This is a genomic window from Sphingobium sp. (assembly GCF_003248505.1).
Classification (GTDB): domain Bacteria; phylum Pseudomonadota; class Alphaproteobacteria; order Sphingomonadales; family Sphingomonadaceae; genus Sphingobium.
In genome coordinates, this window is sequence record NZ_QFOA01000001.1 from 120,794 (window position 1) to 137,283 (window position 16,490).

Annotated in this window: 16 protein-coding genes and 1 tRNA gene; 2 read left to right on the forward strand and 15 right to left on the reverse strand. The window is 63.2% G+C overall.

Going from position 1 to position 16,490, the window contains the following annotated elements:
* Positions 1–273 precede the first annotated feature (273 nt).
* Both DI606_RS00485 and DI606_RS00490 read right to left on the reverse strand, forming a co-directional pair.
* Positions 274–894 carry a glutathione S-transferase family protein gene (locus tag DI606_RS00485; RefSeq protein ID WP_293978934.1) on the reverse strand — a complete coding sequence of 207 codons (621 nt, stop codon included), beginning with the start codon at positions 892–894 and terminating at the stop codon, positions 274–276.
* 137 nt (positions 895–1,031) lie between these two features.
* Positions 1,032–1,589, reverse strand: coding sequence for a TetR/AcrR family transcriptional regulator (locus tag DI606_RS00490; protein WP_293978935.1), 558 nt, complete (start codon positions 1,587–1,589; stop codon positions 1,032–1,034).
* 100 nt (positions 1,590–1,689) lie between these two features.
* On the opposite strand from DI606_RS00490, the gene DI606_RS00495 reads away from it, so the two are divergent.
* On the forward strand, positions 1,690–2,778 hold the full coding sequence (locus DI606_RS00495) for an alpha/beta hydrolase (RefSeq protein WP_293978936.1): 1,089 nt from the start codon (positions 1,690–1,692) through the stop codon (positions 2,776–2,778).
* Positions 2,775–3,581 carry an SDR family oxidoreductase gene (locus tag DI606_RS00500; RefSeq protein ID WP_293978938.1) on the forward strand — a complete coding sequence of 269 codons (807 nt, stop codon included), beginning with the start codon at positions 2,775–2,777 and terminating at the stop codon, positions 3,579–3,581. The genes DI606_RS00495 and DI606_RS00500 overlap by 4 nt, the downstream gene beginning before the upstream one ends.
* Before the next feature lie 427 nt (positions 3,582–4,008).
* On the opposite strand, the gene DI606_RS00505 is transcribed toward DI606_RS00500, so the two are convergent.
* The 13 genes from DI606_RS00505 to DI606_RS00565 form a co-directional block, all read right to left on the reverse strand.
* A tRNA-Phe gene (locus DI606_RS00505) sits at positions 4,009–4,084 on the reverse strand.
* Between the two features lie 47 nt (positions 4,085–4,131).
* The gene (gene yacG / locus DI606_RS00510; RefSeq protein WP_293978940.1) at positions 4,132–4,326 is read right to left on the reverse strand and encodes a DNA gyrase inhibitor YacG; all 195 of its coding nucleotides are present in this window, start codon (positions 4,324–4,326) and stop codon (positions 4,132–4,134) included.
* Entirely contained in the window at positions 4,316–5,305 is a 990-nt protein-coding gene (locus DI606_RS00515) for a ribonuclease (RefSeq protein WP_293978942.1), read from the reverse strand. The genes yacG and DI606_RS00515 overlap by 11 nt, the downstream gene beginning before the upstream one ends.
* A gap of 4 nt (positions 5,306–5,309) precedes the next feature.
* Entirely contained in the window at positions 5,310–5,882 is a 573-nt protein-coding gene (locus DI606_RS00520; protein WP_293978943.1) for a nucleoside triphosphate pyrophosphatase, read from the reverse strand.
* Between the two features lie 13 nt (positions 5,883–5,895).
* Positions 5,896–6,114, reverse strand: a complete 219-nt coding sequence (gene infA, locus DI606_RS00525) for a translation initiation factor IF-1 (protein WP_003049127.1) — start codon at positions 6,112–6,114, stop codon at positions 5,896–5,898.
* A 59-nt stretch (positions 6,115–6,173) separates the two neighbouring features.
* Positions 6,174–7,451 (reverse strand): adenosylmethionine--8-amino-7-oxononanoate transaminase, encoded by a 1,278-nt coding sequence (locus DI606_RS00530; protein ID WP_293978945.1) that lies wholly within the window; start codon positions 7,449–7,451, stop codon positions 6,174–6,176.
* A 77-nt stretch (positions 7,452–7,528) separates the two neighbouring features.
* Entirely contained in the window at positions 7,529–7,954 is a 426-nt protein-coding gene (locus tag DI606_RS00535; RefSeq protein ID WP_293978946.1) for a DUF4168 domain-containing protein, read from the reverse strand.
* A gap of 197 nt (positions 7,955–8,151) precedes the next feature.
* A complete protein-coding gene (locus DI606_RS00540; protein WP_293978947.1) occupies positions 8,152–10,191 on the reverse strand; it encodes a M13-type metalloendopeptidase in 2,040 nt (679 codons plus the stop codon).
* A gap of 103 nt (positions 10,192–10,294) precedes the next feature.
* Positions 10,295–10,927, reverse strand: a complete 633-nt coding sequence (gene bioD / locus DI606_RS00545; RefSeq protein ID WP_293978948.1) for a dethiobiotin synthase — start codon at positions 10,925–10,927, stop codon at positions 10,295–10,297.
* Positions 10,924–12,048: an 8-amino-7-oxononanoate synthase gene (locus DI606_RS00550; RefSeq protein ID WP_293978950.1), complete on the reverse strand. Its 1,125-nt coding sequence runs from the start codon at positions 12,046–12,048 to the stop codon at positions 10,924–10,926. The genes bioD and DI606_RS00550 overlap by 4 nt, the downstream gene beginning before the upstream one ends.
* A gap of 132 nt (positions 12,049–12,180) precedes the next feature.
* Positions 12,181–14,304, reverse strand: a complete 2,124-nt coding sequence (locus DI606_RS00555) for a sodium-translocating pyrophosphatase (RefSeq protein WP_293978952.1) — start codon at positions 14,302–14,304, stop codon at positions 12,181–12,183.
* Between the two features lie 226 nt (positions 14,305–14,530).
* Complete coding sequence (locus DI606_RS00560; RefSeq protein ID WP_293978954.1) at positions 14,531–14,998, reverse strand: low molecular weight protein-tyrosine-phosphatase; 468 nt, start codon at positions 14,996–14,998, stop codon at positions 14,531–14,533.
* Positions 14,995–16,446: an ATP-binding protein gene (locus DI606_RS00565; RefSeq protein WP_293978955.1), complete on the reverse strand. Its 1,452-nt coding sequence runs from the start codon at positions 16,444–16,446 to the stop codon at positions 14,995–14,997. The genes DI606_RS00560 and DI606_RS00565 overlap by 4 nt, the downstream gene beginning before the upstream one ends.
* Positions 16,447–16,490: the final 44 nt, after the last annotated feature.

Here is a 16,490-nt window from a genome sequence, read left to right on the forward strand (position 1 = left end):
GCTCGCGTCGATTTGGGGCAACCAGGTCGATGGCGTATGAAACGTCGAGCGATTCCAAGAGGCACGAAACAGCCGACGGCAAACGTCGCCAGACGGGTTGTCGTGCACCCGGGCAATATGACGGTATTTTTCAGGCGGCGACACGGCGGCGCAGCAGGGCGTGCGACGGAAATAGTTTTGGATTTGCGCCACAGCCTTCCGCAATCTTGTGTTTCGGCAACCGGAGCGACCTTGATTTCCGGCAGGCTGGAAAATCCGGCATAGTCGGCTGGCTCAGTCGACTTGCAGGATGAGATCGGGGTCGGCCTTTGCTTTCGCTGCTTGAAAGGCGGGCCGTTCCACCACGCGCCGAAGATAAGCGCCAATCCCAGGATAGGGAGCGAGGTCCAGCGGAACGAATGCCCGCATCGTCGTCAGCGGAAACAGGATCATGATATCGGCTATGGTGAAGGTGTCGCCCGCAAGCCATATATGGCCGTCCGCTAGATGAGCCTCCAAAGCGGCCAGCGCGCGATCGACGCGGTTGCGCATGAGGGGCTGCACCGCTCCGCCGGCCATAAGACCCATCATGGCGGGCATGAGCGAGCCATTGGCGAAATGATACCAATAGAGATACTGCGCGAAATTCGGATGGTCGACCGTCAATGTCAGCCGGCCGTCACCATGCTTTGCCACGATATAGTCGATGATGGCGCCCGATTCCGCGAGCGACAGCCCCTCGTCGGTAATGACGGGCGCCGTTCCCGATGGATGCAAGGCCTTGTAAGCGGCAGGCGCCAGCCGCGTAACGGCATCACGGTCATAGCGCACCAGTTCATATGGAATGGCGAGTTCCTCGCAGAGCCATACGATCCGATCGGACTGCGAAACGCCCAAGTGATGCACGGTCAGCATGATATTCTCCTGGCAATCATCAGAATTTCGGGGATGGCGACGGATAGGATTTCGTCAGGGGTTTAGCGCAAGTGGCGCACCGATGGTCTTGGAATGGCAATGGGGCCTCGCTTGTCGGACTGCGCATTTGCGAACGTTCAGCGTGCAGAGACAATATGTTGCAACATATCTGCCATCTGCTCCGCGATTTTTTGCGACTCTTCGGGGCCCTGGGTCGTCAGCGGCAACATGTGTCTGTACATCATGAAACCGGAACACATCATCGTGACGATGATAGACCGCTTTCGCGCTTCGCCGTCTTCAAGCCATTGGCTGAGCCGTGCGATTACCTCCTCGTTGAGCAGCCGCGTCGCTATCGTCGCCGTCTCTGGATGGGCCGCCGCGCGTATCAGTATCGCCATGGGATGACGCGCAGGCGGGGCCACCATTTGGCCGACCGCATGTCGTCCGAAATCGTCTTTGTGGCACTCCAGCAAGGGATCCAGCCGCTGAGCGTCACGGAGCGCGGCTTCGAAAAGGTCGGCTTTGGTCCCAAAGCGCTTTTGTACCAGCGCCACACTGACGCCAGCACCGGTAGCGATATCGCGCAAGCCAACCTCGGCATAACCGCGAGCGGAGAACATGCGCTGGGCTTCGGCCAAAATAGCAGCTTCGCTGGGCCGCACCTTTGCCGATGGGAGGACTGCCGATGACATGTCTTCCCTTAGCGTCACTCAGCGGACCGCAACAAGCCCTTGACGAAAGGGGTGTACGACTGCACACCTTCTGCACAGAACGACATGACGGAGGACGAGGATGGCGCGGATCGACCTGAAGATCGACGTGACGGAAGCAGCAGCGCTGGGTGAGCCGGCACATATTGCGATGACGGTGATCCTCCCTGACCCTGCTGACATGCCGGATCGCCCGATCGTCTGCTTCGCAAAGCCGGGAGGCGGCTATTCGAAGGGCTACTACACCGTAGATCTGCCGGGACCAGCCAAGGGCGCGCAAGCCGATTGGCACGTCGCGCGCGGGTGGATATTCGTCGCGGTCGATCACCTCGGGGTCGGTGAAAGCAGCCTGCACGGTGACGGTAAGCGCCTCAATCCATCGACGCTCGCCGCTGCGGCTCATGACGCTGAACGCCAGCTTTTGGAGCGCCTTGCTGCCGGTACGCTGAACACAGGCTTTCCGCGGATCGACAATCCTCTCAAGCTGGGCATCGGACAGTCGATGGGCGGCATGATGACAATCGTGCAGCAGGGCCGCCACCACTGCTATGACGGTGTCGCCATTCTGGGGTACAGCGCCGTCCACACCCACCCGCAGCATGAGCCTGGAACCACCCCTTTCACGACGCCTTGGTTTACCCGCGACACGCAGTTGGACGAGCCATTGGCAATCATGAATCCGCAAGCATTGGCGGAGGCCAAATTGCTTGCGAAAGATGCGGGTCGTAAGTTCGTCTGGGGGTTCCACTACGACGATGTCGATCGTCAAATTGCAGAGGGCGACCTCATCAATTTCGAGATGGCGCAGCGCCCCGAAGAGGAGCGGGGCGGGTTCGAGGCATCCCCCTGGTCATCGCTGACTTTGCCTACAGTCGTTTCCGCGTCATCCTTGTCGCCGGGCGTCGTCGCTACCGAAGCGGCGGCAATCAGATGTCCGGTATTGTTCGCCATGGGGGAACGGGACGTATCGGCCGATCCGAAGGGCGAGCCGCGCGCTTATCTATCGGCCACCTCGGTTGACCTCTTCATCTGCCCTCGAATGGGCCACATGCATAATTTCGCCAGTACGCGCGAGTTGTTCTGGAAGCGGATCGAAACCTGGGCAGAATGGGTGGCGATCGTCGCTGCTGATACAACGCACTCGACTCAAGCGGCCGGGGCCGGATCGTGAAGCATTTTGCGGGGAAAGTTGCCGTCATAACCGGCGGCGCCAGCGGAATAGGACGAGCCACGGCGTTAGCTCTGGCACGTGCGGGCGTGCATATCGCCATCGCCGATGTGAACGAAGAAAGGCTGGCAGCGACGGCGGCAGAACTCAGATCTAGTGGCGTAAAGGCCATTGCCATTCCCTGCGACGTCGGCCGCCCGGAAGAGATTGTCGAACTGCGGCGGCAAACGCTCGATCAGCTAGGTCGCGTTGATATTCTTATGAACAACGCCGGCATCTTGCCGATCGGCGATTTCGAAAATACACCGATGAGCGAGTGGGAACTCGTATTCCGCGTGAATTTCCTGTCAGTCGTGAGCGGTGTTCAGACCTTCCTGCCCGATCTGGCTGCGACCGGCGATGCGCATATCGTCAACACTGCGTCGCTCGCGGCAACATTTGCCTACGAACCGGGGACGCTGGCATATAATGCAAGCAAGGCAGCCGTACTGAGTTTGAGCGAGGGCCTCGCACTCGCATTGGAACCCAAGGGAATTGGCGTGACCTGTCTGATACCCGGTCCGGTCGCAACGAACATCGTCGAACAAATCCGACCGAGCGGTCCCATCGGCCAGCTTGCGCCCTATGCGACATCCCATTTCGCTACGCGCACCGCAGAAGAGGTTGGCATGATGGTTTTGGAAGCCATTCGTGACAGGCGCTTCTTTCTGCCTACTAATGAAAATGTATACGATGTTCTCACAGAAAGAGCTCGTCAGCCGGAGCAGTTCCTCAATGATATGAAAGCCTTTCTTGCTGCGAACTAACTAGCCGCAGCCTGTTTGAGTCCAAACTCAATCAGCCTTTTGGAAATACGCACGCTTGCTGATTCACGGGAACGCCGCTCAAGCGGGGGGCGTTGGAAATGTCGCGGTCATTGTTTTGGATGTCGGATCAAGCTTGGGCGGCGATCGATCCTCAAGGCATATGATGTCGACGCTATCCGCAGACCTTGCGAGCCGCGATATCCAGGCCGTTATTTCAGCCCGACCGAACCGCCGCGTGAAGACCGAACGCGACCGGCCGCTCTACCAGCAACGCAACTGCATCGAGCGCATGTTCGGTCGTTTGAAAATCAACCGCGCAATCGCCAATCGCTACGTTCCGCTCGCCAACTGTTTCGGGAGCAGGGTCCACGCCGCGTCGCATTTCAGCCAATTTTTGGATGTCTATGAACCAACGCGTAAAGGAAGGTGGTGCCCGGGGACGGAGTCGAACCGCCGACACTGCGATTTTCAGTCGCATGCTCTACCAACTGAGCTACCCGGGCATGGGTCTTCGGCAGTGGGCCGCCGGATGGAGGCGTGCCTATAAGCGTCAATCCGCTTCGCTGTCCAGCCCTTCGATGTCATTTTTTTGAAGGTTTTCGGACGCTGAAGTGCCTGGCACGCGATATCCTTCGCCCAGCCATTGCAACAGGTTGCGGTCGCGGCACGCCGGTCCGCAAAAAGGGCGAGTGGCGGCCTGCGCGGGCTGGCCGCAGATCGGGCAGCGGGCGGATTTAGCCGACATGGCTGCCGGAGAGGGAGAGTGCCGGGTCGGCCTGCAAGCCGATGTCGCCGCCGCGCCGCCGTGCGAGTAGATCAATCCAGTCGGATCGCTTGCGTAGCAGGCCGACGACAGCCGGGGCAGCGGTCATCGTCACAGGGCCGCCATTGCCGTGGCGCTCCGCCCGGCGTAGCAGCGCCAGCGTAGCGGCCAGCACCGGGTCTTCACGCATCAGTTCCATAAGGTTGGCGCGCTCGCGCCGCCTTATGATCTGAAGGAAGCCAAAGCCGTTCACTGCCGTACGTTCGAATGGCAGGGGCAGATATTTGTCGATCTGCGCCGCGGCGATCATTCGCTCGTCCTTGTTGTTCATCGTCGGCAGGTCGATGCCGATGGAACCGGTCAGCCCCATGCGCCGAACCGTCTGGGCGGCCAGCTTCGCGCCTTTGGGGCCGAGTTGTGCGGGGGGAAGCGATCCGTCCACGTCTATCAGCAACATGGCAGGCGTCAGAAAAAGGCGCAGGGCGGCGGCCTCTGTCCCAACCTCGCCGCTCATCGCTTCTTCGAGACGTTCGCTCCACCCGTGCGCCTCCAGCCTGTCCTCTTCATGCGCAGGGCATGGAACGACCGGAACGCCGGTGGCGCGAATGCGCTGAAGCAGGCTGGCGCCGGGATGCGGCTTGACGCCGGGGGGGGCGACGCGCGCCTTGGCGCGTTTTGGGCGGCCTTCCTCGGATATGGCTTCCCGCAGGATTTCGACCAGTACGTTCGCGCCTTCGGCCAGGCGCGGCGGCAGCGGTTCGAGCAGCGCTTCCTCGCCCGATACCAGTCTTACGATGCCGCGCTTTCTGGGGATAACTGTGTTGATCAGTCGACCTTGCACAACCGCACCTGCGCGCGCGGCGTCGCTTTCCCGCTCGATCAGCGCTTCGACCAGTCGGCCATTTTCGATCAACGCGGCCCGAGCCTCGCCAATCCCTTCCTCGTAAAGCCATTCGGCCATGGGTTCAGTCCAGTGGATAGCCCGCTGCCTTGAGCAGCGCGCGGGTTTCATAAAGCGGCAACCCCATGATGGCGCTGTGGCTGCCTTGAATAGCGCGAATCAGTCCGGCGGCACGGCCCTGGATGGCGTAGCCGCCTGCCTTGCCCCGCCATTCTCCGCTGGCGACATAGGCGTCGATCTCGGCAGCGTCGAGCCGTTTGAAAATGACGACATTCGTTGAAAGACGATGCCGCGCATGGCCGTCGGCATCGACCAGCGTTACGGCGCTGAACACGCGATGCCGCCGTCCCGAAAGAAGGGTAAGGCATGAACGCGCCTCCTCCTCGCTTTCCGCCTTGGGCAGAATGCGGCGGCCCGCCGCCACGACCGTATCGCCCGAAAGGATGAGGGCGCCCGGATGACGCTGCGCCACCGGGACGGCCTTTTCAGCCGCCACGCGAGCGGCGTAAAGCGCGGGCAGTTCCGCCTTGTGCGGCGTTTCGTCGATATCCGCAGCGTCGACGCAATCTGGGATCACGCCGATCTGTCCCAGCAGGTCGAACCGTCTGGGCGAAGCCGAAGCCAAAATGAGCCGCATCGATGCCAGCGGCTTATTTGAAGCGATAGGTGATCCGACCCTTGGTCAGGTCGTAGGGCGTCAGTTCGACGAGCACTTCGTCACCGACAAGCACACGAATGCGGTTTTTGCGCATCTTGCCGGCCGTATGGCCGAGAATCTCGTGATCATTTTCCAGTCGCACACGGAACATCGCGTTGGGAAGCAACTCCACAACCTGTCCGCGCATCTCAAGCAATTCTTCTTTGGCCATAATATCCCGGGAATACGTAAAATCGCGCCGCCATAGCGCCAAATGGTGCAAAATGAAAGTCAGGCGTGCAGGCCGAAGATTTCGCCTGCCTGATGCAGTGCCGCGAAGATCGCGTCGAGCTGTGTCGCATCGATGCAATAGGGCGGCATCAGGTAAATGGTGTTGCCCAGCGGACGGAGCAAGAGGCCGCGCTCCATGAAGAAGGCACGCAGCTTCGGCGCAAGGTCGGAAAGATAACCCGCGTCGCGTGCTTCAAGGTCTATCGCGGCGACCGTGCCGAGTTGCCGGGCATTCGTGAAGGCGGGCTGGCATGCCAGCTTGTCCATGCGGTCTGCGATGGCACGGGTCAGATTGTCGATCCTGCCCAGCACATCGTCCTCCCGCCAGATCGCAAGATTGGCCGCCGCCGCCGCGCAGGCGATGGCGTTGGCGGTATAGCTGGACGAATGGTAGAAGAGCCGGGCGCGATCGGTAGAGCGGTGCGCCTCGAAAATCGGCGCGCTCGCCAGAGTCGCGGCAAGCGGCAGCGCGCCGCCTGTGATCCCCTTCGCGACCGGCATGATGTCGGGAACCACGCCCGCCTGTTCGCAGGCGAACATCGTGCCCGTGCGCCCCCAACCGGTCATCACCTCGTCGGCGATGAACAGCACGCCGTATCGTCGGCAGATCGCCGCCATGGCGCGCAACATGGCGGCATCGTAGATCAGCATCCCCCCCGCGCCCAGAATGAGGGGCTCGACTATGAAGGCCGAAGGGCTATCGGCGCAGGCCGCTTCCAATGCGTCGAGACAGGCTTGCTCACGACCGGGAGCGGGGAAGGGGATCGTTCCCACATCGAACAGCAACGGTTCCCAGGCGGCATTGTAGACGCCACGTTCCCCGATCGACATCGCGCCGATCGTGTCGCCATGATAGCTATGCTCCATGACGAGGATACGGTGCCGGTGCGCTTCGCCGATATTATGCCAGTAGCCCAGCGCCATCTTGAGCGCCACTTCTACGGCGGTCGATCCGCTGTCGGAATAGAAGACATGTTCGAGCCGGGGTTGATCGTCGAAGCGCGGTGCCATAGCGACGAGGCCGCTTGCCACCTGCTCTGCCGGATCGTGAGTGTAGCCCGCGAAGATCAATTGATCGAGCGTCGATGCCTGTCGCGCGATGGCGGCGGCGATGCGTGGCTCGCAATGACCATGGGTCGTGACCCACCAGCTCGAAATGCCGTCGATCAAAGTATTGCCGTCGGCCAGATGCAGCAACGCCCCCTGCGCTCTCGTCACATGGGGGATCGGCTCGTTAAGGCCGTGCTGAAAAAAGGGATGCCAGACAGGGGAGGTCATGGCCCAAGCGCTTATCGCGCAAAAAAGGGGAGGCCAAGAGCCTCCCCCAAATTGCATCTACGTTCCGCACTCCGCGACTATTGTTGCGGCGAAGCGGCCGGGGCGGCGGGAGCGGAAGGCTGAGCGGGAGCCGCGGCAGCGGGCGCTGGCGGCGCGGCCGCCTGAATCCGTTGCTGGAGCGCAGGATCGGCGGCAGCAGCCTGCCCGATCTGGTTGAATTTTTCAGGCGCAATGCCCGAGGCCTGAAGCGCAGCCACCATCTTGGGCTGCTTGTCGGCGTCTGGGATCGACGTATCCTGCTGGATCTTTGTGACCTCGACAGCGGCGGCAGCGAACTGCTTGATGTCGGCATCGCTGAAGTTGCTCGCGCCTGCGGCCGGGGCCGGGGTGGCCGCCGACGGCGCGGGGGCCGCGGGCTGAGGCTGCGCAAGAGCGGGGAACGCGGCGAACAAGGCGACCGACGCGATTCCGGTTTTCAGAAACTTCGTGTTGAGACCCGTCAACTTTCTTCTCCTCTTCGATCACACACTGATCATCAGACGGACTAACTGGGAAATCCGTTCCGCAGTTGGAAGGATGGAACGGCGAGTCGTGCGATTCAGGGGATGACGAGCCGAAGAATAACGGCTCGTCGCGTGAGAGAAACGGTTGGCGGGGCGGGCAAAAAGGCTGGCGATACCATCGCCAGCCTTGGTTGATGTCACCAGATCTTCACCCGGTCCTTGGGTGCAAGATAGATTTTGCCGGTAGGCGCGGGTTTGAAGGCTTCGTACCAGCTGTCGAAGTTGCGAACGATGTCGGTGCGATATTGCGACGGCGCATGGGGATCGGTCACCAGCCGCTGGCGCAGGTTCGCCTCGCGATAGTTGCGCCGCCACACCTGCGCCCAGCCCAGATAGAAGCGCTGGTCGCCTGTCGTACCGTCGATCACCGGCGCTTCCTTGCCCTTGAGCGAGGCATGATAGGCATCGAGCGCAACCGTCAGGCCGCCCAGATCGCCGATATTCTCACCCAGCGTAAACGCGCCCTTCACATGCGATCCGGGGAAGGGTTCGTAGGCATCATATTGTTTGACCAACCTGTCGGTCAGGCCCTTGAAGCTCGCGACGTCCTTGTCGGTCCACCACTGGTCGAGCTTGCCGGTCTCGTCATATTTCGCACCCTGATCGTCGAAATGGTGGCTGAGTTCATGCCCGATGACGGCGCCGATGCCACCATAGTTGACTGCCGGATCGGCATGGGGATCGAAAAAGGGCGGTTGCAGGATCGCGGCGGGGAAGACGATCTCCACCATGCCGAAATTGGCGTAGGCGTTGATCTCCATCGGCGTCATGCCCCATTCCCAGCGATAGATGGGCTTGCCGAGCTTGCCGACATTATAGTCGAATTCGAAAGCGTTGGAGCGCATCGCATTGCCGAGCAGGTCGTCACGCCTGATCTCCAGCCCCGTATAGTCGCGCCATTTGTCGGGATAGCCGATCTTGGGCGTGAAGGCGGCGAGCTTCTTGTGCGCACGCGCTTTCGCGGTCGGGCTCATCCATGTCAGCGCGTCGATCCGGCGACCCATCGCGCCGATGACGTTGCGGACGAGTTCGTCCATGGCCGCCTTGGTTTCCGGCGGGAAATATTGCGCGACATAAACCTTGCCCACTTCCTCGCCGAGCGATTCCTTGAGGAAGTCGACGCCCTGCTTCCAGCGTTCCGGACGCTGAGGCGTGCCCGACAGGGTTGTGCCGTAGAAAGCGAAGTCTGCGTCGGCGATGCTGTCGGGCAGGTAATCGGCATAGGCGTGCAGGCTCGACAGCAGCAAACCGTCTTTCAGCACCTGAAGCGGGGCCTTGGCGATCAGCGCGGCTTCGCCGGTGACGGCGCTGGGCTGCGCCACGATCAAGGTGGCCGGCTTCAGGTTGTTAGCGGCATAATAGCCGGCAAAATCGAAACCGGGTGCCGCCTGCTGAAGCTGGGCGAGTGTCAGCTTGTTATAGGTCTTGTCCGCGTCGCGGCTGTCGATCTGGGTCCAATGGACCTTGGCCACTTCCGTCTCGAACGCCATCAGGGCGGCGGCGCGTGCCTTGGCGTCGCTTTCCCCGGCCAGAGTCAGCATCTTTTCCAGATGGGCGACATAGGCGGTGCGGATTGCCGCCATCTTTTCGCCCGCGTCGAGATAATAATCGCGGTCGGGAAGGCCGAGGCCGCCCTGCATCATCGAAAGGATGTAGGTTTCAGGATCCTTGTCGTCCTGCCCGACATAGAATCGGAATGGCCCCCGGACGCCCGATCGAGCCGCTTTGGCCGCGACTTTGGCATAGGCGTTCTTGTCCGCGATCCCCTTGATCTCGGCGAGCCAAGGCTGAATGGGGGCAAGCCCCTTCGCCTCTACCGCCGCCTTGTCCATGAAGCTGGCATAGGCATTGCCGATCTTGCTCGTCCGGTCCTTCTGTGCGGTTTCCAATATGCCGCGCGTCCGCTTTTGCGACAATTCCTCCAGCACGGTGAATGCCCCGAAGTTGGACTTGTCCGCTGGAATGGGCGTGTTCTTTGCCCAGGTGCCGTTGGCATATTCGTAGAAATCGTCGCCGGGCTTGACCGACCGGTCCATGCCCGCCGTATCGAACCCATAGGTGCCGTAGGTCGGCTTGGCGCTCGCCTGCGCGGCGGTCGGCGCAGCCTGTTCGGCCCGCGCGGCGGCGGTAGCCAGGGTGAGCGCGCCAACGGCGGCGCTGAGGAAAAAGGTCTTCATCGATGCGTCCCTTGCAAATCTCGTAAAGCGCGCTGTCGCGCATGGAGGATGATGCGGACTTGAACGCCCGTCAAACATCCTTGTCCATGTCGTTGGTCGAAAATTATCGACCGTTGAAAGTTTCGGAAAGGCTGATGTTTTGCGCGAACGCGGCGGCCAAAGCTGGGGCGGTAAGAGGATTGAGCACCGGCAGGCGCCCCAACGACCGGATTCCGGCAAGCTGCGGGATGATGCGTTCATTTTCCTCATGGGGGTCGCCGATGAACGCGATACCGGCGATCGGCACTTGCCGGGTCTTCAGTGCTTCGATGCTGAGCAGGCTGTGGTTGATCGTGCCGAGAGCGGTGCGCGCGCACAGGATGACGGGCTTGCCCCAATGGGCGAACAGGTCGATCATCAGATGCTTTTCCGAGATCGGGACCATCAGGCCACCCGCGCCTTCGACCACCAGAGGGCCGTCTACCCGCGGCAACGCAAGGCAATCGAGCGCGATCTCCACCCCGTCGATCCGCGCGGCAAGATGTGGTGAGGCGGGCGTGGCGAGGCGGTAGGCCTCCGGCAGGATGCGTTCGGCGGGAAGCGCGGAAAGGGCGGCGACGGTTTCCCGGTCGCCCCGCGGATCGATGCCCGCCTGGATCGGCTTCCAGTAGTAAGCGTCCAGCGCGCCGGCGAGTCCGGCGGCGAACACGGTCTTGCCGATGTCGGTATCGGTGCCCGTGACCACGAAGACGGTCATGCGACGATCCTTTGCAGCGCCTCTCCCAATGCCGCCACGTCCGCCCGGCTGGCATTGAGCGTCAGGGAAATGCGAAGACGGCTGGTACCTGCGGGGACGGTGGGGGGGCGGATGCCGCGCACGTCGAACCCGGATTCCTGCAAGGCGGCGGCGGCGGCCATGGCGCGACTGTCGTCGCCCAGGATCACCGGCACGATCTGGCTGCGCGGCGCGGGAAGGCGCAACGGCGCGCAGATCGCCTCGGCCGCGTCTTGCCGCAACGTTTTCAACCGGTCGCGCAGGTCGCTCGCTTGCTCGATCCGGTCGATCGAGGCGGACACCGCCACCGCCATCAGCGGCGATGGCGCCGTCGAATAGATGAAGGGGCGTGCGCGGTTGACGAGATAGTCGATGTGAGTGCGGGGGCCGCAGATCAATGCTCCCTCCGCCCCCATCGCCTTGCCGCAGGTATGCAGAGTGATGACGTTGTGAAGCCCGTCGAGCCCCGATGACAGCCCCCGACCGCCCGGACCGAACACGCCGGTGCCATGCGCTTCGTCGAGCAGCAGCATCGCGTCGTGCACTGCGGCCAGCTTGGCGAGGTCGGCCAGGGGAGCCATGTCGCCATCCATCGAATACAGCGTTTCCACCGCGATCCAGATCCGCCCCTTTCCGCCTTCGCCGCGAAAGGCGACGATCAGATCGGAATAGCTCTGAACATCGTTATGGCGCGCGAAGACGGCGGTCGCCTTGCTCATGCGAATGCCGTCGTGGGCGCTGGCGTGGATCAGTTCGTCCGCGACGATCAGGTCGCCGCGCTGGGGCAGCGTGGAGAACAGCGCCAAGTTGCCGACATAGCCATTGGCGACGAACAGGGCGGCCTGAGTCCGGAAGAAATCGGCTGCCTTGGCTTCCAGTCCTTCATGTTCTGGCGCGTTGCCACGCAGCAGGCGCGATCCTCCCGACCCCAGCGGTACGCCCCGGGCCACCGCGTCGGACACGGCCTGCGCGATGATGGGATCGCCCGCCAGGCCGAGATAGTCGTTGGAGGCAAAGTCGCGCCCCGAACGCGGAGCGAGTCGACGCAGCCTTCCGCGCTGCTCCAGCGCGGCGAGCTGCGACCGGAAGGGTTCAGCAGTCATGGCGCGCGCTATAGGCCCGCCCGTGGACAGCGGCAAGACGACCCGCCCTTGTCGCCATCAAGGCGACTGGACCGTTTCGGAGGTCAAATAAGGGGCCGACGCACCGGGCGGCGGCCCCTCATCGTCGTGGCGTCAACCGCCGTGCGCAAGCGCGGCGAGCAGCAGCAGGGCGACGATGTTGGTGATCTTGATCATCGGATTGACTGCGGGTCCCGCTGTGTCCTTGTACGGATCGCCGACGGTGTCGCCGGTCACCGCGGCCTTATGGGCTTCGCTGCCCTTGCCGCCATGATGGCCGTCCTCGATATATTTCTTGGCATTGTCCCAGGCACCGCCGCCCGATGTCATCGAAAGCGCGACGAACAATCCCGAGACGATGACGCCCAGCAGCAGGGCGCCCAGCGCCGCAAAGCCGTTGGCGGTTCCCGCCACGGCGGCGATCGCGAAATAGACGACGATCGGGGCGAGCACAGGAAGCAGCGAGGGGACGATCATTTCCTTGATGGCCGCGCGCGTCACCAGGTCCACCGTCCGGGCATAGTCGGGGCGCGACGTTCCTTCCATGATGCCCCTGTTGCTGGCGAACTGGTCGCGCACGTCCTTGACCACGTCGCCTGCCGCGCGGCCGACGGCAGTCATGCCCATCGATCCGAACAGATAGGGCAGCAGCGCACCCAGCAGCAGACCGACGATGACATAGGGATTGGACAGGCTGAAATCGACGGGCGCGGTGAGGCCGAGCGCCGAATTGTAGAATTTGAGATCCTCCGTATAGGCGCCGAACAGCACCAACGCGGCAAGGCCCGCCGACCCGATGGCATAGCCTTTCGTCACCGCCTTCGTCGTGTTGCCGACCGCGTCGAGCGCGTCCGTCTTTGCCCGGACGCTTTCGTCGAGATGGCTCATCTCCGCGATGCCGCCTGCATTATCGGTTACCGGGCCATAGGCGTCCAGCGCCACTACCATCCCCGCCAGCGCCAGCATCGCGGTCGCTGCGAAAGCGATGCCGATCAGTCCCGCAAGCTGATAGGCGACGACGATGCCGACGACGATGACCAGCGTCGGCAGCGCTGTCGCCTCAAGGCTGATGGCCAGTCCCTGGATGACGTTGGTGCCGTGGCCGGTTTCCGATGCTTTCGCGATGCTGCGCACCGGGCGATGGTCGGTGCCGGTGTAATATTCGGTAATCCAGACGATGAGTCCGGTGACGGCCAGCCCGACCATCATCGCCCAGAACAGGGCCATGCCGGTATAGCCGCCCACGCCGTCCAAGTCGGCGCCGAAGACGGCGTTCATGTCGCCCAACACTTGCGCGGTGACATAGTAGATCGCCGGAATCGACAGGATCGCCGTCGTCCAGAAACCCTTGTAGAGCGCGCCCATGATCGACTGGCTCGCGCCGAGCCGCACCATGTAGGTGCCGATGATGGACGTAATGATGCAGATGCCGCCCACCGCCAGCGGCAGCGCCATGAGCCTGAGGAGGAAGGCGTTGTCGACGCCGGTGACGAGCAGTGCGGTCAGCACCATCGTCGCGCCCACGGTGACGACATAGGTTTCGAACAGGTCGGCGGCCATGCCCGCGCAGTCGCCGACATTGTCGCCGACATTGTCCGCTATGACGGCGGGGTTGCGCGGATCGTCCTCCGGGATGCCGGCTTCCACCTTGCCGACGAGGTCTGCGCCCACGTCCGCCGCCTTCGTGAAGATGCCGCCGCCCAGCCGCGCGAAAATGGAAATGAGGCTCGCGCCGAAGGCCAGCGCGACGAGGCTGTCTATGACGAGCCGGTCATCGGGCGCATGGCCCGCCGGTCCGACAAGATACCAGAAGAAACAGCTGATCGCGAGCAGCGCCAGGCCCGCCACCAGCATCCCTGTAACTGCGCCTGAGCGGAAAGCGACGGTCAGACCGGCCTGTAACGTCCCGCGCGCGGCTTCGGCGGTGCGGACATTGGCGCGCACGGAAATGGTCATGCCGATAAAGCCGGCCGCGCCGGACAGGATCGCGCCGATCAGGAAGCCGATGGCAGACGTCATGCCGAGGAAGAGGGCGACCAGCACGGCGACGACCACGCCGACGATGGCGATGGTCGTATATTGGCGGGCGAGGTAGGCCTTCGCCCCTTCCTGGATCGCGCCCGCGATCGCCTGCATGGTTTCGTTGCCGGGCGATGCGCTCAGCACCTGTCGACTGGTGAATAATCCATAGAGCACGGCCAGCAGGCCGCACCCCATTGCGATGATGACGATATCCATGCTTGTTCCTCTCCCCCTTTTGTTATGCGATCATCGACCGCTCCGCAGGGAATGACGGGCGGGCGAAGCACAGGGGCGCAGGTGGCCGGAGGACATGCGTCCGGCGTCGGGCACCGCGGCAATCAGCATCGGGGCATGGCACATGAAACGCGCTCCAGCCGGCTGAGAATAGAAACGGTGAAGCTACAGCCCCGGCTGGCCGCGTCAAGATGGTGGGACGATGGGCCTAGCGTGCCGACAGACGCGTCACGATCGCTTTTGCCGCGCGATCCACATCGGCCCAGGTGACGGCAAATGCCGTATCTTCGCCATAATATGGATCGGCGACGCCCGATCCCTGCCGCCCCTCGACCATGTCCATCAACAGCGTGAGCTGCGCGGTTCCATCCGCCGGGCGAATACGGCGCAGGTCGCGCAGATTGTCGGGATCGAGCGCGAAGATATGCGTGAAGCGGTGAAAATCTCCCGGCTCCACCTGCCGCGCCTTATATTCTGCGATGTCGATCCCGTGCCGCAACGCCTCGCGCTGGGCGCGGGGATCTGGCGGATCGCCTGCGTGCCAGCCGCCCGTCCCGGCGGAATCGACGGTCAGCGTCAGTCCGGATCGCGCCGCTTCGGCCCGCAACGCGGCTTCCGCCAGCGGCGAACGGCAGATGTTGCCGAGGCAGACGAACAGGACGGCAGGCGCGGTCATCCGTCAGCCGCAGCGGTAGAAAGACCAAGGCCCGGAACCCCGATCGAACGCTTGCCGGAGAAATCGGTGCGGGCGACGATGACGCCCAGCTTTTCCATATAGTCGATGAGCCGTCGCACGCGGCCCGGCGAGCTGGTCCCATAGGCACGCGCAAGCGCGCCATCGTCCGGGCATGGCCGCCCGTCGAGCGCCGCGCGGGCGATCAGGAGGAAGGGCGCGAGCATGTCTTCCGGCACCGGTGCGGCGGCCTTGAGCGCATCTTGCCAACGCGGGTCGTCGCCATCGGCCATCCCGGCCTGCGCCATCGCGAGCCGCCGGCGGAAAGCGGGAAGGTCGAGCGGCGACTGTTTCAGTCCCCTCATGCGGCAACGCACGCCGAAATCCTGGAACAATGCCGAAACGGACGGGGCGGCGTCGTCCAGGTCCGCGACGATATCTTCCAGCACGGCAATGACGACCGGTTCGTTCTGGCCGAAGTCGAGTTCGGGTGCGGCAGGCCTTGCCTGCGGGGCATCGGCCAGTTGGCGCATGATATCCTCCGCAGGCCGGGGCGGGGGATCGGCGCGGGGCGGCGGCGGGGGCAGCGCATCGTCCTCGACCCGCGCGAAAAGCAGTTCCTGGAAATCCTCCCCCGTGGTGACGGGCGGAGGCATCAGCTTGTGCGATCCGCCGCGCGTGCCGGTCTTCACCGGGCCGATCCTTACATTGACGGGGCGGCGGGCGATGGCGGGGCCAAGGCCCAGGAACCGACCGCGCTCAAGGTCGCGAATCTGCTCCGCCTGCCGCCGTTCCATGCCGAGCAGGTCGGCGGCGCGCGCCATGTCGATGTCGAGGAAGGTGCGGCCCATGAGGAAATTGGACGCTTCGGCGGCGACATTCTTGGCGAGCTTCGCGAGGCGCTGGGTGGCGATGACGCCCGCAAGACCGCGCTTGCGTCCCCGGCACATGAGGTTGGTCATGGCGGCGAGCGACAGGCGGCGCGCTTCGTCGGACACATCGCCTGCGGCGACGGGGGCGAACATCTGCGCTTCGTCCACCACGACGAGGGCTGGATACCAGTGATCGCGCGGGGCGTCGAACAGGGTGGACAGGAATGTCGCGGCGCATTTCATCTGCGCTTCGAGTTCCAGCGCGTCGAGGCTCAGCACAACAGATGCGCGATGTTCGCGGATGCGGGTCGCCATCTTGACGATCTCACGCTCGTTATAGTCGCCCGCGTCGATGACGACATGCCCATATTCGTCGGCCAGCGTGACGAAATCGCCCTCGGGGTCGATCACCACCTGCTGCACCATGGCGGCGCTTTCCTCCAGCAGGCGGCGCAGCAGATGCGATTTGCCCGACCCCGAATTGCCCTGAACGAGCAGGCGGGTGGCGAGCAATTCCTCCACGTCGACCAGCACGTCCTTGCCGTGGCTGTCGGTTCCTATGCTGATGCTGGCGGTCACGGGGCATCCTTTGGCCCAGCAGGGGGGCGGGGCGCAAGTCCGGA

What these genes read in the sequence shown, in the direction of transcription:
- infA (WP_003049127.1), bottom strand. Translation starts at nt 6,114, where the DNA reads ATGGCCAAAGAAGAATTGCTTGAGATGCGCGGACAGGTTGTGGAGTTG.
- yacG (WP_293978940.1), bottom strand. Translation starts at nt 4,326, where the DNA reads ATGTCGGCTAAATCCGCCCGCTGCCCGATCTGCGGCCAGCCCGCGCAG.
- DI606_RS00560 (WP_293978954.1), bottom strand. Translation starts at nt 14,998, where the DNA reads ATGACCGCGCCTGCCGTCCTGTTCGTCTGCCTCGGCAACATCTGCCGT.
- DI606_RS00540 (WP_293978947.1), bottom strand. Translation starts at nt 10,191, where the DNA reads ATGAAGACCTTTTTCCTCAGCGCCGCCGTTGGCGCGCTCACCCTGGCT.
- DI606_RS00495 (WP_293978936.1), top strand. Translation starts at nt 1,690, where the DNA reads ATGGCGCGGATCGACCTGAAGATCGACGTGACGGAAGCAGCAGCGCTG.
- DI606_RS00555 (WP_293978952.1), bottom strand. Translation starts at nt 14,304, where the DNA reads ATGGATATCGTCATCATCGCAATGGGGTGCGGCCTGCTGGCCGTGCTC.
- bioD (WP_293978948.1), bottom strand. Translation starts at nt 10,927, where the DNA reads ATGACCGTCTTCGTGGTCACGGGCACCGATACCGACATCGGCAAGACC.
- DI606_RS00520 (WP_293978943.1), bottom strand. Translation starts at nt 5,882, where the DNA reads ATGCGGCTCATTTTGGCTTCGGCTTCGCCCAGACGGTTCGACCTGCTG.
- DI606_RS00490 (WP_293978935.1), bottom strand. Translation starts at nt 1,589, where the DNA reads ATGTCATCGGCAGTCCTCCCATCGGCAAAGGTGCGGCCCAGCGAAGCT.
- DI606_RS00485 (WP_293978934.1), bottom strand. Translation starts at nt 894, where the DNA reads ATGCTGACCGTGCATCACTTGGGCGTTTCGCAGTCCGATCGGATCGTA.
- DI606_RS00550 (WP_293978950.1), bottom strand. Translation starts at nt 12,048, where the DNA reads ATGACTGCTGAACCCTTCCGGTCGCAGCTCGCCGCGCTGGAGCAGCGC.
- DI606_RS00530 (WP_293978945.1), bottom strand. Translation starts at nt 7,451, where the DNA reads ATGACCTCCCCTGTCTGGCATCCCTTTTTTCAGCACGGCCTTAACGAG.
- DI606_RS00515 (WP_293978942.1), bottom strand. Translation starts at nt 5,305, where the DNA reads ATGGCCGAATGGCTTTACGAGGAAGGGATTGGCGAGGCTCGGGCCGCG.